This window comes from Mesorhizobium sp. M1066, from assembly GCF_040318635.1.
Classification (GTDB): Bacteria; Pseudomonadota; Alphaproteobacteria; order Rhizobiales; family Rhizobiaceae; genus Mesorhizobium.
The window spans coordinates 62827-80470 of the sequence record NZ_JAMYMR010000006.1 but is presented as its reverse complement, the minus strand read 5'-3'; the positions used below and the strand labels follow the sequence as shown (position 1 = coordinate 80470).

The window sequence follows — 17644 nt, the reverse complement described above, 5'->3', positions numbered from 1 at the left end:
ACGGGGAGAAAGATGCTCTCATCGACGATTTCGCCAATTTTCAACGTAGCAGAATAGACGCTGGCCTTGCGTTCAGATCCCTTCTCCCCGTCGTTACGGGGAGAAGGTGCCGGCAGGCGGATGAGGGCAGCGCCAGCCTTTCCGATTGACTTCAGTTCTTGCCAGCGTTGGCCTTGCCAAGGACCTGGAGTCCCGCCAGCCTTTCTGCCTCCGCCACCACCTCCGCCGGCATCACACGCTTCCCGGGCGGGGCCAAAAGCGTCGACGCATATTGCCCGCGAGGCCCCGTCAACCCTGGCTCGGTCGCCAGGAACACCGCAACCGTTGGCAGGCCGAAGGCGCTGGCGAGATGGGTCAGCCCGGTGTCGGCGCCGATGACCAGTTCCGAGCGGCCGATGAACGCAGCGATGTCGGCCAGCGGTGACTTTGGCACCACAACTGTCGATGGCACTGCCTTGGCAATGGCTTCGGCCACGGCCTTCTCGCGCTCGTTCGACCATGTGGTGACCGGCGTCATCCCACGTTCAGCCAGCAGGCGGGCGGTTTCAATCCAGTCTTCGGCCGGCCATTTCTTGTCTTCGCGGCTGGTGCCGTGCAGCAGGAAGGCGGTTTTTCCAGAAGGGCCCGCCAGAGTGCCGGCGGGCGGCACGATGCCGGAGTCCAGGGTCGAAAGATCGGGCTGATAGCCGAGCGCCAGCCCGAACAGCCGCCGTGTCCGCTCGATGGCGTGCAGGTCGCGCGGCACGGGATAAGTGGCATCGTAGAACAGCGTCGCAGAAGGTTCGCGCGCGCTCGAACGGTCGAAGCCGGCAATGGGGGAGCCCACCTGTCTTGCCACCAGAGCCGATTTCAGGAGGCCTTGCGCATCGATGACGAGGTCGTACCGGCAATCGCGCAAGGTCCGCCGCAGGGCGGCCGCCTCGCGCCAGGTGCCGCCGTCGAGCAGCGCCCTGCGCCAGCGCCGGATCGCCACCGTATGAATCCGGTCGATCGCCGGGTGAAGCGCGACGATACCGGCAAATGCCTCTTCGACGCACCAGTCGAAGGTCAGGTCCGGGCGGTTGCGACGGGCATCCTCGACGGCCGGAAAGGTGTGAATGACATCGCCCATCGATGACGTCTTGACGATCAGCACCTTCATGCCGCTGCCGGGATGTCCAGCAGCCGCTCCGCCGCTGCCGCGACTTGGCCGACTTCCAGCGTCTTCAGGCAGTTGAGATGGCCGAGCGGGCAGACCTTCTGGTGGCAGGGCGAGCACGACAGGCTAAGCCAGACCAGTTCCCGGTGCTCGGCCAGCGGTGGCGTGTTCTCGGGCGAGGTCGAGCCGTAGACGGCGACGATCGGCGTACCGACGGCGGCCGCGACATGCATCAGCCCGCTGTCGTTGGACACGGCCAGCCTTGCGGCGGATATCAGGTCGATGGCGTCCTCCAGCCGCGTCTGTCCGGCGAGATCGACGACGCCGGGGGCCTGGGCCGCGATCTCCGCCGTCACGTCGCGGTCGTTCTTCGAGCCGAACAGAGCGACCTTCAAGCCTTTGCCCATGAAATCGCGGGCAAGCCCGGCATAACTTTCGCTGGGCCAGCGCTTGGCCGGGCCGAATTCGGCGCCGGGCATCAGGGCCACGAATTTCTGCGGCGCTAGGCCGAACCGGCCGAGCAGGTCGACCTGGTTTTTCGTGTCCACGCTAAGCCGTGGCGCCCGGAAACCACCGCCCTGGGCAAGGCCGAAATAGGCCTGCGCGGTGCGTCGTTTGATGCTGTCGGGCAATGGCACGATGTCGGTCAACAGGCCATAGCGCATCTCGCGCAGGTTGCCGACCCGGCGCGGAATGCTGGCAAAGAACGGGATCAGCGCCGACTTCCAGCTGCCCGGCAGGACATAGGCGATGTCGTAGCGGCCGCGCAGCAGGCGGCCGAAGCGGCGCCGATGGGTGAATTCGAGCGCACCGGGTTTGAGCGGAAAGTCGATCTGCTGGCGGATTTCGGGCATGCGCTTGACCAGGGGTGCTGCCCAGGCCGGCGCCAGCACATCGATGGCGGCGTTGGGATGCAACTCCTTCAGCGCCGAAAACAGGCACTGCGCCATCACCATGTCGCCCACCCAGCGTGGGCCGATCACGAGGATCGTTGGGCTTTCAGCCATTCGACATAGTCTCTGACACCGGTTTCCACTGTCCGGAATTGGCCATTGTAACCGGCCGCGCGCAAACGGGACATATCAGCTTGCGTAAAGCTCTGGTAGCTGCCCTTGAGATGGTCGGGGAAGGTGATGAACTCGATCTCGCCCTTGCCCAGCGTGTCGATCACTGTTTCGGCTATGGCGCGGAAGGGCTGGGCACGGCCGGTGCCGCAATTGAAGATGCCGCTTGAGCCCTGTTTCCACAGCCACAGATTGACGTCGGCGACGTCGCCGACATGGATGAAGTCGCGGCTTTGTTCGCCGGGCCCGAACCCGTCATAGGCGCCGAACAGTTTCGGGTTCTCGCCGCGTTCGACCTGGTTGAACAGATGGAAGGCGACGGAGGCCATGGCGCCCTTGTGCGCTTCGCGCGGGCCATAGACGTTGAAGTAACGCAAGCCCACGACCTGTGAATGGTCGGTATCGAAGACAGTGCGCCTGACGAAGTCGTCGAACAGCTTCTTGGAATAGGCGTAGACGTTGAGCGGCCGCTCGAGCGCCGGATCCTCGCGAAACTCCGAGCCGCCGCCATAGACGGAAGCCGAGGAGGCGTAGAGGAAGGGCACGCGCAGCGCCTGGCTTGCGTGCAGCAGCCGTTTCGAGAAGGCGTAGTTCACCTCCATCATGAACTTGCCGTTCCACTCGGTGGTGGTCGAGCAGGCGCCCTGGTGGAAGACGGCCTCGATGCGGCCGAGCGAGCCTGCCTCCATGCGGGGCAGAAAGTCGTCCTTGTCGAGATAGTCGGCGATCTTGAGATCGGCAAGATTGGCGATCTTGTGACCGTCGGTAAGGTCGTCGACGACGAGGATGTCGTCATGCCCTTCGGCATTCAGCGCGGCGACGATGTTGGAGCCGATCATGCCGGCGCCGCCCGTGACGATGATCATATTGTTGGCCCTGATACGCGTTTCACTTGTCGATTCCGGCCCTTATAAGGGAGGCAGGGTGGGCTGTCGATAAAGCAGGCAGCAGGCTGGATGTCACAGTGGCGCCGCAAAGCTGCCGCTTCAGTCGGTTCGTGCCGCTCAGCATGATCGTGAGGGACCAAAAATGCCATCGACCGAACTGCTCATCGCGTTTTTCGCCACCACGGCGATCTTCGCCTACATTCCAGGCCCGGCCATGCTCTATGCCGCCGCGCAGACGATGGCGCGCGGCCGCTGGTCCGGCCTGACGGCGGCACTTGGCATCCATCTGGGCGGCTACGTGCATGTTTTCGCCGCGGCTGCCGGGCTGTCGGTGCTGTTTCATGCCGTGCCGACGCTCTACCTGGCGGTCAAGCTGGTCGGCGCGCTCTATCTGATCTGGCTTGGCGTCGCGCTGTTTCGCAAGCGCGCGGACGGCGAGGCGGCGCTGCCTGCGATCGAGCGCAAATCGGCACGGCGCGCCTTTTTCGAGAGCATCACCGTCGAGGTGCTCAATCCGAAGACAGCGATCTTCTTCATGGCGTTCCTGCCGCAATTCATCGACGCCTCGGCGGCGTTTCCGGTCTGGCTGCAGTTCGTCGTGCTCGGCACGATCGTTAATCTGATGTTCTCCTCGGCCGATATCGTCTGTGTGTTCCTGGCGGGCGCCGTGATCGGCCGTTTGCGGCGTTCGAGCCGGGCACAGCGGCTGATGCAACGGGCGGGAGGGGCTGTGCTGGTCGGGCTGGGCGTCCATGTCGCCCTGCAGAAGAGCTGACCGCCCGAGCCTGCCGGGATCATGCCTGCCGTTGCGCTGTATGAATTTGCGGTATATCGGCTTTCGCCATGAGCGATCCGACCAGTCGATTGATGAGCACTTATGAGAATTGAAAATCGGCCTTTTCCCTGTGTTGCCAGTGACATGATCAAGCACAATCCGCCTTCTCCCGAACCGTTGCACCGCGCCATTGCGCGGTTCGGCCAGGCCACCGTGCTGGTGGTCGGCGACTTCATCCTCGATCGTTTCGTCAACGGCGTCATCGAGCGGATCTCGCCGGAGGCGCCGATCCCGGTGCTGCACGGGCGCGGCGAGACCTCGACCATGGGCGGTGCCGGCAATGTCGTGGCCAACATCGTTTCGCTTGGTGCTGCCGCTGTTCCCGTCTCGGTCATCGGCACCGATGTGGCAGGCGATAGCCTGGTGCGGATGCTCGGCGAGCTTGGCGCCGATACGGCGGGCCTCGCGCAGGAGCGTGGTCGCATGACCTCGTCCAAAAGCCGCTTCAGCGCGCTCAACCAGCAGGTGCTGCGCTTCGACGAGGAGGAAATCAAGCCGTTGGGTGCTGCGGAGCGAGCCGGCCTGATCCGGCATTTCCGCGCCGCACTGACGCGCGCCGACATCGTCATCCTGTCCGACTACGGCAAGGGCATCCTGCTCGACGGCGTCGCCGGCGACTTGATCGCCATCTGCCGCGAGGCTGGAAAGCCGGTGCTGGTCGACCCGAAGGGCCGCGATTACGCCAGCTATGCCGGGGCGACCGCCATCACCCCCAACCGCAAGGAACTCGGCGAGGCCGCGGGCCATGCGGTGTTCGCCGATGACGAGATCGTGGCTGCCGCACGCGAGCTGATTTCGGCACATGGTTTCGATTTCGTCGTTGCGACGCGCAGCGAAAAGGGCATGAGCGTGGTCGGCCCCGACGAGGCGCGCCACATTGCCACCCAGGCGCGCGAAGTGTTCGACGTTTCGGGCGCCGGCGACACGGTGATCGCGAGCTTCGCGCTGGCGCTGGCCGTGGGCGCCGATACGGTCATGGCCGCTTCGATCGCCAATGCCGCTGGTGGCGTCGTGGTGGGAAAACGCGGCACCGCGCGGCTGACGGTTGAAGAACTCACCGGCGCGCTGTTCCGTTCGCATGGGCCGACGGCCCACAAGGACGCCATCCTCGACGCCACGTCGGCCGCCCGCATGGTGGCGGCGTGGAAGGAAGAGGGCCTGAGCGTCGGCTTCACCAACGGCTGCTTCGACATCCTGCATGCCGGCCATGTCAGCTTGCTGCACGCGGCGCGCAGCCAGTGCGACCGGCTGGTGCTTGGCCTTAACAGCGATGCCTCGGTGCGGCGACTGAAGGGCGCCGGGCGCCCGGTCAACGACCAGCACGACCGCGCCTGCGTGCTGGCAGCACTTGCCTCGGTCGATGCGGTCGTGGTGTTCGAGGAAGATACGCCGCTGGCGCTGATCGAAGCGCTGCTGCCCGACATACTGGTCAAGGGGGCCGATTACACGGTCGACACCGTGGTCGGCGCCGATGTGGTGCAGAAGGCCGGCGGACGCGTCGTGCTGGTCGATCTGGTCGCCGGAAAAAGCACCACCAACACCATTGGCAAATTGCGCGCCGGCGGCACCACAAACTGAGGGTTTCATGTCCGAGTTGAACGATTATCTTGTCCGCTCCGCGGCTGCCATATCAGCCATGGTCGAACGGGACCTGACCGGTGAGATGGGGCGGGCAGCGAGCGCCGTGGTGACGGCGCTTTCGTCGGGGAAAGCCTTGCTCATCGCCGGCAATGGCGGCTCGGCCAGCGACGCCATCCACATTGCCGGCGAACTGGTCGGCCGCTTTCTCAAGGAGCGCAAGGCCTACAATGTCATCGCGCTGCCGGCCAATGCAGCGGTGCTGACCGCCTGGGGCAACGACTATGGATTCGACACGGTTTTTTCGCGCCAGGTCGAGGCGCATGGCGCCGCCGGCGGGGTGCTCCTGGCGATCTCGACCAGCGGCAATTCGCCGAGCATCCTTGCCGCCGCCGAACAGGCGCGGAGGATGGACATGACGGTGATCGGCATGACCGGCGACACTGGCGGCAAGCTGAAGCCTCTGTCCGATATCCTGCTCAACGTGCCGTCGACCTCGACGCCGATCATCCAGCAGGGGCATCTGTGCCTTTACCATCATTTGTGCGAGGTGGTCGAAGCGCGCCTCAGCAATGGCTGATCCCCCGACCTCTAGCCGCTATCCGCTGGCGGAGCCTGGCCTATGGGTCGAGCAGGTCGGCTCAAGGCTGTTCGCCGCCGGCTCGCCGGCGCTATTCCTCGATCGCGACGGCACCATCAATGTCGATACGGGCTATCCGGATGATCCTGCCGAAATGGTGCTGCGCGCGGACATAGCCGCGGTGATAGCTGCCGCCAACCGGGCCGGCATTCCGGTCATCATCGTCACTAACCAGTCGGGCATCGCGCGTGGCTATTTCGGCTGGGGCGATTTCGCTGCCGTCAACGGCCGCGTGCTCGAGCTGCTGCGCGCCGACAATGCGTTCGTCGATATGGTCGTCGCCTGCGCCTATCACGAAGCTGGCACCGGTGTGCTTGCGGTCGCTGATCATCCGATGCGCAAGCCCAATCCGGGCATGCTGCTGGAGGCGGCCGGGCGCCTCGGGCTCGATCTGCGGCGTTCGCTGATCGTCGGCGACAAGGAGGCCGACATGGAGGCGGGACAACGCGCCGGCCTCGCGCAGGGCTGGCTGGTAGACGGGCAAGCAGCTGTCCGATCGGGCTTCACAATTCGGCCTTGGTGCGACCGCGCGGATTTCGACGGCCTGCTCGCCGCAATAGCTGTGCTTGGCACCGCCTCGGGCGCGCCGTGACGGCTTACATCCGATCTTTGTCTCGCCAGGCTTCATAAAGCTTGGCCTCTGTCGCGAACGAATACAGCATCACCAGCATCGAATAGACGAACCCGTGCCGGCCGCACAGGAAGTAGCGCTTGGCCAGGTAGAACTTCAGGAAGTTGCCGAGAGGCGACAGCACCAGTCTTATCAGGCCCGGCTTCTTGGCTCGTTCGACCAGCGTGGCAACCTTGAGGCTGGAGTAGGTGTTGGCTCTTGCCAGATCCTCGGCAATGGTCATTTCGCGGCGATGCAGCAGCACGCCATTTTCTATCGTGCCGGTTTCGCCTGGCACCTCGAACGACTCATGGACCCGCAGATTAAGGTCCATCATGGCCTTGTCGCGGCGGAAAAGACGCAGCAGCCTGTTGTGAAGCACCCAGCGGTGCGCATAGCCATAGCCCTTCAGCTTGTCGCGGCGTCTGATGTACCATCCGTCGAAGGCGTCACTCCCAAGCTGGGTCACATTCATGATTGACTGCCTGAGCACGTCGTCGATGGCCTCGTCGGCTTCAATCGAAAGGCACCATGGTTGCGTGGCCTGATCGAGCGCGAATTGCCGCTGACGAGGAAAGCCCGGCCAATCGTTGTGAAACAGCCTTATCGGGTAGCCTTTGGCGATGTACCCATTGACGACGTCCAGAGTGCTGTCCGTCGAGCCCGAATCGACGACGATGATCTCGGCGCAGAAATCGACGCTTTCCAGGCACTCGCCGATCATATCGGCCTCGTTCATGCAGATGACCAGCGCCGAAACCGGGCTAGAAAATCGAGTCATCGTCCCACCCCACGGCACACAATTCTCGGAATTGGGCTGCCCTGCGCCACTTGTTTACGCAATCCCGAAAGCGCTATGCGCTTTCCCCAGGAAAACCGTTACACACTTTTTCTGGAATTGCTCTAGGAAACCAACAAGACGGCTACGGCAGAACATCCGGCTTCACGGAAGAGTCTATCGAACGCCAAAGCGGCGCTGATATGGCGGGGCGCTCAAGCCGCATCGGCGAAAGCCCGCTGCGGTTCAACCGGCTCAAGGCTGTGCGAACGAGACCAGCCCTTCGTCCTTGACCCGGCGGATGGTGAGCGCGGTTCGCACCGTGTCGACATTCGGGGTCGAGGTCAGTTCCTCGATGACGAAGGTCTGGAAGGCGCCAAGGTCGCTCGCCACGCAATGCAGCAGGAAATCGGATTCGCCCGACACCATCCAGGCGTCGCGTACGATCGGCCAGCCGCGGGTGCGCTCGGCAAAGATACGCAGCTCGGCATCGGCCTGATGATGCAGGCCGACCAGGCAGAAGGCAACGACATCGAGGCCGAGCGCTGGCGCATTGAGCAAGGCACGGTAGCCACGGATGATGCCGGCTTCCTCCAGGCGCTTGACGCGGCGCAGGCATGGCGGTGCCGAAATGCCGACGCGGTTCGACAGTTCGACATTGGTCATGCGGCCGTCGCCCTGCAATTCGCGCAGGATCTTCCAGTCGATGGCGTCGAGGTCGGCCTTGAGCGGCATGGGGGTTCTCAACCATGAGGGGCAATACGCAAGAATCTTGCGTGATTTTGTAATTAAACGACTTCGCTGTCCATTCCATCCTTCGCCCGGAATATTTCGCGGGATCAGCGGGCGACAGGTGTGACAAAGCTTTCCGGGGACGAACTCCAACTTGCCTTGCTGGCGTCGTGGGCAACACTTACATTACGCGCGACAACGATCGAGTTTTCCATGCCGCAATTGCCGGCAGCCCTCCGCAGAGGCTTTAGATGACCACCAAGCACGCGCCCGTTCTCATCATCGGTTCCGGCCCGGCCGGCTATACGGCGGCGGTCTATGCCGCCCGCGCCATGCTGAAGCCGATGCTGGTCGCCGGCCTGCAGCAGGGCGGGCAGTTGATGATCACCACCGATGTCGAGAACTATCCAGGCTTCGCCGACCCGATCCAGGGTCCGTGGCTGATGGAGCAGATGCTGAAACAGGCCGAGCATGTCGGCACCGACATCATCAACGACATCATCACCGAGGTCGATCTCAACGTGCGACCGTTCCGTGCCAAGGGCGATTCCGGCACCACCTACACCGCCGACGCGCTGATCATCGCCACCGGCGCGCAAGCGAAATGGCTGGGCATCCCGACCGAGCAGGACTTCATGGGTTTTGGAGTCTCGGCCTGCGCCACCTGCGACGGCTTCTTCTACCGGGGCAAGGATGTCGCGGTGATCGGCGGCGGCAATTCAGCGGTGGAAGAGGCGCTCTATCTGTCCAATCTCGCCAAGAGCGTGACGGTCATCCACAGGCGCAGCGACTTTCGCGCCGAACGTATCCTGCGCGAGCGGCTTCTGAAGAAGGACAATGTCCGCGTCATCTGGGACACGATCGTCGATGAGATCACCGGCCGGCCCGGCAAGACGCCGCTGCCGCCCTCGGTCGAGGGGCTGAAGCTCAAGCATGCGGTGACCGGCGAGGTGTCGCACCTCAAGGTCGACGGCGTGTTCGTGGCCATCGGCCATGCGCCGGCGGTTGAACTGTTCGCCGGCAAGCTCAAGCAGAAGCCGAACGGCTATCTGTGGACGGCGCCGGATTCGACCCGCACCGATGTGCCGGGCGTGTTCGCGGCCGGCGATGTGACCGACGATATCTACCGCCAGGCGGTGACGGCAGCGGGGCTCGGCTGCATGGCCGCGCTCGAGGCGGAAAAGTATCTGGCCGGCATCGAAGTGCATCGCGAAGCGGCCGAGTAGAGAGTTCAGAGAGCGGCTTAGAAACGCCGTGTAAAAGCCTGATTTTTCATTCAGACGCCAAAACAGAACGAGGGGAATCATGGCGTTGGACTGGGACAAGCTACGCGTGTTTCACGCTGCGGCGGAGGCGGGGTCGTTTACCCATGCGGCCGAGACATTGCATCTGTCGCAATCGGCGATCTCGCGGCAGGTCAGCGCACTCGAGCATGATGTCGGCGTGCCGCTGTTCAACCGCCACGCCCGCGGGCTGGTGCTGACCGAGCAGGGTGAGATGCTGTTTCGCACGGCGCATGACGTGCTGATGAAGCTGGAGACCATCAAGTCCCGACTGACCGAGACCAAGGATCGCCCGTCGGGCGTGCTGCGGGTGACGACGACGGTGGGGCTGGGCGCCGGCTGGCTGACCGAGCGGGTGCAGGAATTCATCGAACTCTATCCCGAAATCAGCCTGCAGCTGATCCTCGCCAACGAGGAACTCGATCTCACCATGCGCCAGGCCGATTGCGCCATCCGGCTGCGCCAGCCGCAGCAGCCGGACCTGATCCAGCGCCGCCTGTTCACCGTGCACTTCCACCTCTACGCGGCCCCATCCTATGTCGCCAAGCATGGCAAGCCGTCTTCCGTCGCCGAGCTGAAGGCCCATCGCATCGTCACCTTCGGCGTGCCGGTGCCGTCGCATCTGTCGGAGCTGAACTGGCTGGAAACGGTCGGTGATTTCGAAGGCGGACAAAGGGTGCCGACGCTGCAGATCAACGACATATTGTCGATCAAGCGTGCGGTGCAGGGTGGTGCCGGCATCGCCATGCTGCCCGACTATGTGATCAGCAAGGACTCCGACCTCGTGCAGCTGCTGCCGGAGACCGAGGTGCCGTCTTTCGACACCTATTTTGCCTATCCGGACGCGATGAAGAACCAGGCCAAGCTGCACGTGTTCCGCGATTTCATTATCGCGAAGGCCAGAAGCTGGTCATTCTAGAGACATGTCGATTGCCTAGCTCGACCTGAATCTCAACATGCCCTGAGACGGCGCTGCCGGTTTCACCTACTCCCGCCAGGGCGACAGTCGAGGCAGCCAGCCCGGGACGTTGCGGCGGTAGGTGTCGTATTCGGCGCCGTAGCGGTGAGCCAAGGTCGGCTCCTCGTAGAACCGCACGAAAGAGCCCATGACGATCGCGCCGATGACTGCATAGGCGACAAGCGCCCAGCTCGAGAACAGCAGCGCCTGGCCGAGGATGATCGACAGCACGGCGACATACATCGGGTTGCGGACATGGCGGTAGATGCCGCCGATCACCAGCCTCTCGGTCGGGGCGACCGGTGCGGGTGTGCCCAGGCCCTCAAGCGCAAAACGGCCGAAGGCATGCAGGAGTGCCGCGACCGCGGCGACGATCAGAAGCCCGCCGACAGGGACAAAGCCCGGCAGACCAGACCACGGCAAGCCCCAGCGATCGGTCAATAGCCAAGGCACCAGCCCGGCAACCACGCAGGGCGCCGCGATGAAGAAGGCCGCACTGCCCGCGATCGCCGAAAACGTCCGCATTGGCTGCTTCCTCCCCGATTGCCTTACAAATGCACGCCTACTGCCCGCTTCCACATCATTGCCTAGTTTTGGCATTTCGAGCCGAAAGCCAGCCGAGATTAGCGATTCTGTAGTTGCAATTGCCCGATTCAGCGCTCCATTTCGACGATTTTGCTGGTCCTATTGGCTTCTGGAATGGGTTAGACCACAGCCTGCGTCTTTTTGCATGTGTGTGTTGCAAAATAGATGCTTGTTTCTTGGGCATGATGAGCACATATATAGATCATCTCCTGGGCGCGTTCTCCTCCCATTAGCGCCCTCGAGTGTTCCCCTCTGGAGGTTAGCCTTAACAGGCACTCCAATCAAACTCAGCCGGATCTTCATTGATCCGGCTTTTTTGTTGCCTGTGCCCTGCTGGGCCGGCCAAAAATTCCATCACAATTGCCACGTAACGGTGACATGTAACCTCTGGTAACATATCCCGGACGCCCGCGACCTGCTATGTAGATCATAGGACGCGGTGTGGTTCGGACGGGAGATGGGGGCATCACTCGTACGGCCCGGGCTCAGGCGGCTACCGCGTCCGAACCGTTTTTCCGCCGAACTTGGCGGCACCAAATGCGGCGGACCTGCCGTTTTACCTCCCAAGGAAACGGTCCGCGAACAAAACGACGTCCGGTCCCCGCCGGACGTCGTTTTCTCTTGTTCCCCCGAATCAGGTTCGATAGGAACGCCACGCCATCAGGCAGCCTTGCCGTTGGTGTTCATCGCCTCGTCGGCCAGACGGCCGGTGAGTTCGGCCATGTGGTCGAAGACGGCACGATAGCTGGCAACGCCCGCGGTCGCGGAGCGCAACTCGATGATCAGGTCGCCGATCTCGGCTTGCGGCATGGTTGCCTCGACGACATCCCATCCCGGCCAGTCGGGCCGCGCGTCGTAGCCGAGGATCTGGCCGCGCCGCTGCGGGATGAGAGCGATGATCTTCGAGGTGGCGTCGGAGGGGGTGACGATCTCGACCTTCATCACGGGCTCCAGGAGCACCGGCAAGCACGCGGCCATGCCTTCCTTCATCGCCAGCTTGGCCGCCATCTGGAAGGCCATGTCGGAGGAATCGACCGCATGATAGGAGCCGTCCGACAGGTTGACTGCGACATCCACGACCGGAAAGCCCAGCGGCCCGGATTTCAGATAGTCGCGCACCCCGGTCTCGACCGACTGGATGTAGGTCTTGGGCACGACGCCGCCGGTAATTGTATCGGTGAACTGGAAGCCCGAACCGCGCGGCAGCGGCTTGATCTCGATCACCACGTCGCCGAACTGGCCATGGCCGCCGGACTGTTTCTTGTGACGGCCGCGCTGCTGCGCCGATTTGCGGATCGTCTCGCGATAGGGCACCGCCGGCGGATGGCCTTCGACCGGTATCTGGTTCTTGCCTTCCAGCCGCTCGCGCACCACGCGCAGATGCATCTCGCCATGGCCCGACAGCACGGTTTCGGCCGAGTCCTGATTGTGGCGCAGGCTGAGCGAGGGGTCCTCCTCGGCCAGCCGCTGGATGGCAGCCGACATCTTCACTTCGTCCTTGCGCTCCTTGGGGCGGAGCGCGAAGGCGAAGACCGGCTGCGGCGGCTCGAACTGGACGAGCGGCTTGATGCCGCCCTTGGCCGAGCTCAGCGTCTGGCCGGTCTTGACCTCGTCCAGCTTGCCCAGTGCCACCGTGTCGCCGGCCTTGGCGATGGAGAGCTTGGACTGGTCCTTGCCGAGCATCCGGTAGATGCCGGAAACCTTGGCGGTGTCGCCGCCGGGTAGCCAGAGTTCGGAACCGTCGACGACCTGACCGGAGAGGATGCGCGACACCGACAGCTTGCCGCCATGCGAGGTGTGGATGGTCTTCATCACCTGGACCAGGGTAGCCGCGCCGTCGGGTGCACCGAGCCGTTTGCGGGTCGCCTCGATGTCGGGCGCGTCGTGGCGGATCGCCTTCAGGAGGCGCAGCACGCCGTTGCCTTTCTCGGCGGTGCCGATCAGCACCGGGATCACCGCACCGTCGCGCAGGTCGGCGGCGAGGTCGTCGAAGATCGCATCCTTGGGCGGCTCGATCTCCTCGAGCAGTTGTTCCATCAACTGGTCATCATGGTCGGCCAGCGTCTCCAGCATCGAGAAACGCGCTTCGAGCTCGCGCGCCTTGTCGTCGCCGGGAATCTGCGCCACCTCGCTTTCGGCATATTCGCGATAGATGTAGGCGCGCTCCAGCGCCAGGTCGATCGAACCAATGACGACGCCGTCCTTGCGCAGCGGAATCTGTCGCAGCAGCAACGGCACGGCACTGGCCGGCTGCAGCATCTTCAGCGTATCGCGCACGCCGATGATTGCCTTGTCGACCTTGTTGAGGAACAGAATGCGCGGCACGCCGAGATCGTCGAGCTTGCGCATGATCAGTTGCAGGGCAGGGATCTTCTTTTCGTCGGCCTCGGCTACGACCACCGCGAGGTCGCAGGCGGCCAGCACCGGCTCGGCCTCGAAGGAGAATTCGATGGAACCGGGACAGTCGACGAAGGTGATCTGCTCGCCCATGAATTCGGTTGTGGCGACCGTCGCCTCGACGCTCATGGCGTGGGCGCGCGCCTCGGGCGAATGATCTGAAACGGTGTTACCTGATGAAACGGGATTTTGTCGGGGAATTGAGCCCGTACGGGCCAATATGGCTTCGAGAAGTGTCGTCTTACCGCTTGCGAAGGGACCGACTATGGCAATGCATTTCGGTCCCGTGCGTCGTCCTCCGGCGCGAGTACCCATGACTGACCTCCACTCAGGCGTTTCCCGTAGGACCGACTGGCATGTATGGTTCAGGCTTGGTCAATCGGTCCTGAGCGGCGGCCGGCCTGTTCGACCGTCGCGGGCGGTTCTTTTCGAGTGCCACCTGCCCAAAGCCATCGTCCCACTTGTTTGCCGGCAGGGCAAGAAAAATAGAAACCCTTTGCTCGGCCGTGGACGGTGCGGATCATATGCTGGGCTGGCAGCCGGAAGCTGTTGCACGTCGACCGATATCGGCCGAAACTGAAAACAGGCGATCCGTCGCCCGCTGTTTGGAGGACCATCGACCCATGAAGATCATTGCCTGCGGCAGCGTGCCGACCGTCATCGCGCCAGACAAGTACTTTACCGGCCGGGTGCTGCAGACGCCGATCATCGAGAAAGAGGCGCCGGCGCGGCTGCGGGCCACGCTGGTCAGCTTCGAGCCGGGCGCGCGCACCCACTGGCATACGCATCCGCTTGGCCAGACGCTTTACGTGACGGTGGGCGCCGGGCTTGCCCAGACGTGGGGCGGCCCGGTCCAGGAGATCAGGGCCGGCGACGTCATCTCGTTCGCGCCTGGCGAAAAACACTGGCATGGCGCGGCGCCGAAATCGGCGATGACGCATATCGCGATGCAGGAGGCGCTCGACGATGTCCATGCCGATTGGCTGGAGGGGGTGACATCGGAACAATATGGCGGCTGAATGCTCAGTCCGCAGAAAGCCGGCTTCTCTTCCAGCCGCGACATTTTTAGAAGAGGGCGTCTCGCGGCGAGTCCCGTATCGTGGCGCAGGCCATTCTCAATCGCCGGATCGACAGCGCCATGCCGCCCGTTCAACTGACCGTCGGTCAGTGATGATTGCGAAACTCACGTCCGGACGTAGCCATGTCAAAGCACCGTTTGCCCCTGGTCGCCGCTGTCTATCTTGGTTCGTTCGTGGCTCTGCTCGACGTCAGCATCGTCAATGTCGCGCTGCCGACCATCCAGCAGGCGTTGCAAACCGATTTCGGCGGCCTGCAATGGGTGGTCGACGCCTACACGCTGTGCCTGTCCGCCTTCATGCTGTCGTCGGGCCTGATCGGCGACCGCTATGGCCGCAAGCGCTCGTGGCTGGCCGGCGTCGGCATCTTCGTGGCCGGCTCGCTGATCTGCGCCGTCGCGCCCAATCTGCCGGTGCTGCTGGCCGGCCGGGTCGTACAGGGCATCGCCGGCTCGCTGCTCATTCCGGGCGCGCTGTCGATCCTGACGCAAGCCTTTCCCGATGCGCGCCAGCGCGCCGGCGTCATTGGCGGCTGGGCGTCGTTCGCCGCCATCTCTCTGCTCGTTGGTCCCGTCCTCGGTGGCATCCTGGTCGAGACCGTCGGCTGGCAAAGCATCTTCCTGATCAACCTGCCGCTGGGCTTGATCACGATCGCGCTCGGTGCTGCTTCGATCAACGAGACGGCGCATCCCGAACATGCCCATCTCGATCTCGTCGGTCTGGCTCTCAGCATCCTGTGGCTGGGGGCGCTGACCTTTGGCCTGATCTCGGCCGGCGAGAATGGCTGGGGCGAGCCAAGGACGGTCGCGGCGCTCATCGCCGGCCTCGTCGGCCTGGCTGCTTTCCTCGGCTTCGAGGCGCGCACGGCACGGCCGATGCTGCCGCTTGGCCTGTTCCGTGACGTTCGCTTCGCCGTCGCCAATGTCGCTTCGTTCGCGCTCGGCTTCACCTCCTATTCCAGCGTCTTCTTCTTCTCGATGTTCCTGCAGCAGGTGCAGGGCTGGTCGCCGACGCAGACCGGCCTGCGCATGGCGCCGGCGTTCATCGTTCAGATCGTGGTGTCGCCATGGATCGGCAGGCTTAGCGCGCGCTATGGTCACTCCGCGCTGATGACCATCGGCTATGCCGCCATCGGCCTGTCCATGCTCGGCATGTGCTGGGCCGGTCCTTCGACGCCCTATGCGACGCTGTGCCTTCTGTTCGCCATTGGCGGCCTCGGCAATGCGCTTGCAATCCCGACCGGCAGCGCTGCCGCCATGTCCTATGCGCCGCGCGAACGCTCGGGCATGGTGTCGGCGGTCATCAATGCCACCCGCCAGAGCGGTCTTGCCATCGGCATCGCCTTGCTCGGCGCCTTGATGAGCATGCGGGCGACCAACCTTTTGACCGAGTATCTCGGCGATGCCGGTGTCGCCAACGTGGAAGCGGTGGCCCGTGCTGCAATTTCGCGGCATGATTTCGCAACCGATGCGGCGATGGGCGAAAGCGGCGTGCATGAACTCTATGCTGCCGCCTATGCCGGCGGCTTCCACGCCGCGATGCTGACGGCAGCGATCGGCGCGTTCCTCACCGCCGCACTGCTGGTTGCCGTGTTGGCGCCGGCCGAGGCGCGCTCTGCCAAAGAGACCAAGCACGAGGCGTGAGGCTGACGACCCGTTAAAAACCCGGCGGTGATGAACTGACCCCCGAAAGTTGGACACAACCTTCGGGGTTTTTCGCGTTCATAGTGCGTCGGTCAGGTCAGCGAAGCCGTAAAACGCTGGATGCGTGCGCAGGCTGCTTCCAGAAGCGTCTCCGAGGTCGCGTAGGAGATGCGGAAGTTGGGCCCGAGGCCGAAGGCCGAGCCGAACACCACCGCGACGCCCTCGGCTTCGAGCAGTTCCGAGCAGAAGGTCTCGTCGGTGTCGATCAGCCTGCCAGCCTTGGTCTTCTTGCCGATCAGCTGGGCGCAGGAGGGATAGACATAGAAGGCGCCTTCCGGCGACGGACAGGTGATGCCGCGTGCCTGGTTGAGCATCGACACGACAAGGTCGCGCCTGCCTTGAAAGATCGCCTTGTTTTTGGCGATGAAATCCTGCGGGCCATTCAGCGCCTCGACGGATGCCCATTGCGCAATGGTGCAGGCGCCCGATGTTTGCTGACCCTGGATCATGTCCATCGCCTTGATCAGTTGAACCGGACCCGCCGCATAACCGATGCGCCAGCCGGTCATTGCATAGGCTTTCGACACGCCGTTCATGGTCAGCGTGCGCTCGTAGAGCTTAGGCTCGACCTCGGCGATGGTCTTGAAGACGAAATCGCCATAGGTCAGGTGCTCGTACATGTCGTCGGTCAGCGTCCAGACATGCGGATGCCTCAACAGCACGTCGGCCAGTGCGCGCAGTTCGGCCTCGGTATAGGCAGCGCCCGACGGGTTCGACGGCGAGTTCATCAGCAGCCATTTGGTCTTCGGCGTGATCGCCTTTTCCAGCACCGAAGCGGTCAGCTTGAAGCCATCGTCGATCGAGGTGTCAGCAAACACGGAGGTGCCGCCGCAGATCGCCACCATCTCGGGGTAGCTGACCCAGTAGGGGCGAGGAATGATGACCTCGTCGCCGGGGTTCAGCGTCGCCATGAAGGCGTTGAACAGGATCTGCTTGCCGCCGGTGCCGACTATGGTCTGCTCGGGCTTGTAGTCGAGATTGTTCTCGCGCTTGAACTTTTTTGCGATCGCCTCGCGCAGCGGCACGATGCCCGAAACCGGCGGATACTTGGTTTCGCCACGGTGGATTGCCTCAATCGCCGCATTCTTGATGTTGTCTGGCGTGTCGAAATCCGGTTCGCCGGCGCCAAGCCCGATAATGTCACGGCCGGCATTTTTCAGCTCGCGCGCTTTCTGCGTGACCGCGATGGTGGCGGAAGGCTTCACGCGGGAAAGGGTGTCGGCAAGAAAGGCCATGAGCTTGACGTCTCCATGGAAGATCGGCGCGGCCAGGAGTGGCCGCGGCGCTTCTCATGTCGCATGATTTCGCGCAACGCAAGCATTGTCGGCTGATCCAGGTCTCAAGGAGCTGTGATCGGAACCCGGGGCCGGCAACAATAAA

The 17644-nt window shown here is 63.4% G+C and carries 16 protein-coding genes; 8 read left to right on the top strand and 8 right to left on the bottom strand.

Annotated elements, in window-relative coordinates; translation table 11 throughout:
* Positions 1-151 precede the first annotated feature (151 nt).
* Genes waaC through rfaD form a run of 3 tightly spaced genes read right to left on the bottom strand, consistent with a single transcriptional unit; the run spans position 152 to position 3068 of the window.
* Complete coding sequence (waaC, locus tag NKH52_RS11395) at positions 152-1141, bottom strand: lipopolysaccharide heptosyltransferase I (RefSeq protein WP_352729931.1); 990 nt, start codon at positions 1139-1141, stop codon at positions 152-154.
* The gene (gene waaF / locus NKH52_RS11390; protein WP_352729929.1) at positions 1138-2145 is read right to left on the bottom strand and encodes a lipopolysaccharide heptosyltransferase II; all 1008 of its coding nucleotides are present in this window, start codon (positions 2143-2145) and stop codon (positions 1138-1140) included. Before waaF ends, waaC begins: the two co-directional genes overlap by 4 nt.
* Positions 2118-3068, bottom strand: a complete 951-nt coding sequence (gene rfaD, locus NKH52_RS11385) for an ADP-glyceromanno-heptose 6-epimerase (RefSeq protein WP_352677317.1) — start codon at positions 3066-3068, stop codon at positions 2118-2120. The genes waaF and rfaD overlap by 28 nt, the downstream gene beginning before the upstream one ends.
* Before the next feature lie 163 nt (positions 3069-3231).
* Between rfaD and NKH52_RS11380 the strand changes: the two genes are divergently transcribed.
* From NKH52_RS11380 to NKH52_RS11365, 4 genes are all read left to right on the top strand, one after another.
* Positions 3232-3864, top strand: a complete 633-nt coding sequence (locus NKH52_RS11380; RefSeq protein ID WP_352729927.1) for a LysE family translocator — start codon at positions 3232-3234, stop codon at positions 3862-3864.
* Positions 3865-4008: 144 nt separating this feature from the next.
* A complete protein-coding gene (gene rfaE1, locus NKH52_RS11375; RefSeq protein ID WP_352729925.1) occupies positions 4009-5502 on the top strand; it encodes a D-glycero-beta-D-manno-heptose-7-phosphate kinase in 1494 nt (497 codons plus the stop codon).
* Between the two features lie 7 nt (positions 5503-5509).
* Positions 5510-6082 carry a D-sedoheptulose-7-phosphate isomerase gene (locus tag NKH52_RS11370; RefSeq protein WP_023809738.1) on the top strand — a complete coding sequence of 191 codons (573 nt, stop codon included), beginning with the start codon at positions 5510-5512 and terminating at the stop codon, positions 6080-6082.
* Positions 6075-6734, top strand: a complete 660-nt coding sequence (locus tag NKH52_RS11365) for an HAD family hydrolase (protein ID WP_352729923.1) — start codon at positions 6075-6077, stop codon at positions 6732-6734. The genes NKH52_RS11370 and NKH52_RS11365 overlap by 8 nt, the downstream gene beginning before the upstream one ends.
* A 4-nt stretch (positions 6735-6738) precedes the next feature.
* Here NKH52_RS11365 and NKH52_RS11360 read toward each other — a convergent pair whose 3' ends face one another.
* The gene (locus NKH52_RS11360) at positions 6739-7533 is read right to left on the bottom strand and encodes a glycosyltransferase family 2 protein (protein WP_352729921.1); all 795 of its coding nucleotides are present in this window, start codon (positions 7531-7533) and stop codon (positions 6739-6741) included.
* Positions 7534-7785: 252 nt separating this feature from the next.
* Positions 7786-8265, bottom strand: coding sequence for an Lrp/AsnC family transcriptional regulator (locus tag NKH52_RS11355; protein WP_023809735.1), 480 nt, complete (start codon positions 8263-8265; stop codon positions 7786-7788).
* A 248-nt stretch (positions 8266-8513) separates the two neighbouring features.
* On the opposite strand from NKH52_RS11355, the gene trxB reads away from it, so the two are divergent.
* Both trxB and NKH52_RS11345 read left to right on the top strand, forming a co-directional pair.
* Positions 8514-9488 (top strand): thioredoxin-disulfide reductase, encoded by a 975-nt coding sequence (trxB, locus tag NKH52_RS11350; RefSeq protein ID WP_023809734.1) that lies wholly within the window; start codon positions 8514-8516, stop codon positions 9486-9488.
* Between the two features lie 79 nt (positions 9489-9567).
* On the top strand, positions 9568-10464 hold the full coding sequence (locus tag NKH52_RS11345) for a LysR family transcriptional regulator (RefSeq protein WP_023809733.1): 897 nt from the start codon (positions 9568-9570) through the stop codon (positions 10462-10464).
* Between the two features lie 66 nt (positions 10465-10530).
* On the opposite strand, the gene NKH52_RS11340 is transcribed toward NKH52_RS11345, so the two are convergent.
* Together NKH52_RS11340 and NKH52_RS11335 are read right to left on the bottom strand one after the other, a co-directional pair.
* Positions 10531-11028: a methyltransferase family protein gene (locus tag NKH52_RS11340; protein WP_352729919.1), complete on the bottom strand. Its 498-nt coding sequence runs from the start codon at positions 11026-11028 to the stop codon at positions 10531-10533.
* A gap of 720 nt (positions 11029-11748) precedes the next feature.
* Positions 11749-13800, bottom strand: a complete 2052-nt coding sequence (locus tag NKH52_RS11335) for an elongation factor G (protein ID WP_352729917.1) — start codon at positions 13798-13800, stop codon at positions 11749-11751.
* A gap of 308 nt (positions 13801-14108) precedes the next feature.
* Between NKH52_RS11335 and NKH52_RS11330 the strand changes: the two genes are divergently transcribed.
* Both NKH52_RS11330 and NKH52_RS11325 read left to right on the top strand, forming a co-directional pair.
* Positions 14109-14504 (top strand): (R)-mandelonitrile lyase, encoded by a 396-nt coding sequence (locus NKH52_RS11330; RefSeq protein WP_352729915.1) that lies wholly within the window; start codon positions 14109-14111, stop codon positions 14502-14504.
* 182 nt (positions 14505-14686) lie between these two features.
* The gene (locus NKH52_RS11325) at positions 14687-16204 is read left to right on the top strand and encodes an MFS transporter (RefSeq protein WP_352729914.1); all 1518 of its coding nucleotides are present in this window, start codon (positions 14687-14689) and stop codon (positions 16202-16204) included.
* A gap of 92 nt (positions 16205-16296) precedes the next feature.
* On the opposite strand, the gene NKH52_RS11320 is transcribed toward NKH52_RS11325, so the two are convergent.
* On the bottom strand, positions 16297-17499 hold the full coding sequence (locus tag NKH52_RS11320) for a pyridoxal phosphate-dependent aminotransferase (protein WP_352729912.1): 1203 nt from the start codon (positions 17497-17499) through the stop codon (positions 16297-16299).
* Between the last annotated feature and the right edge of the window lie 145 nt (positions 17500-17644).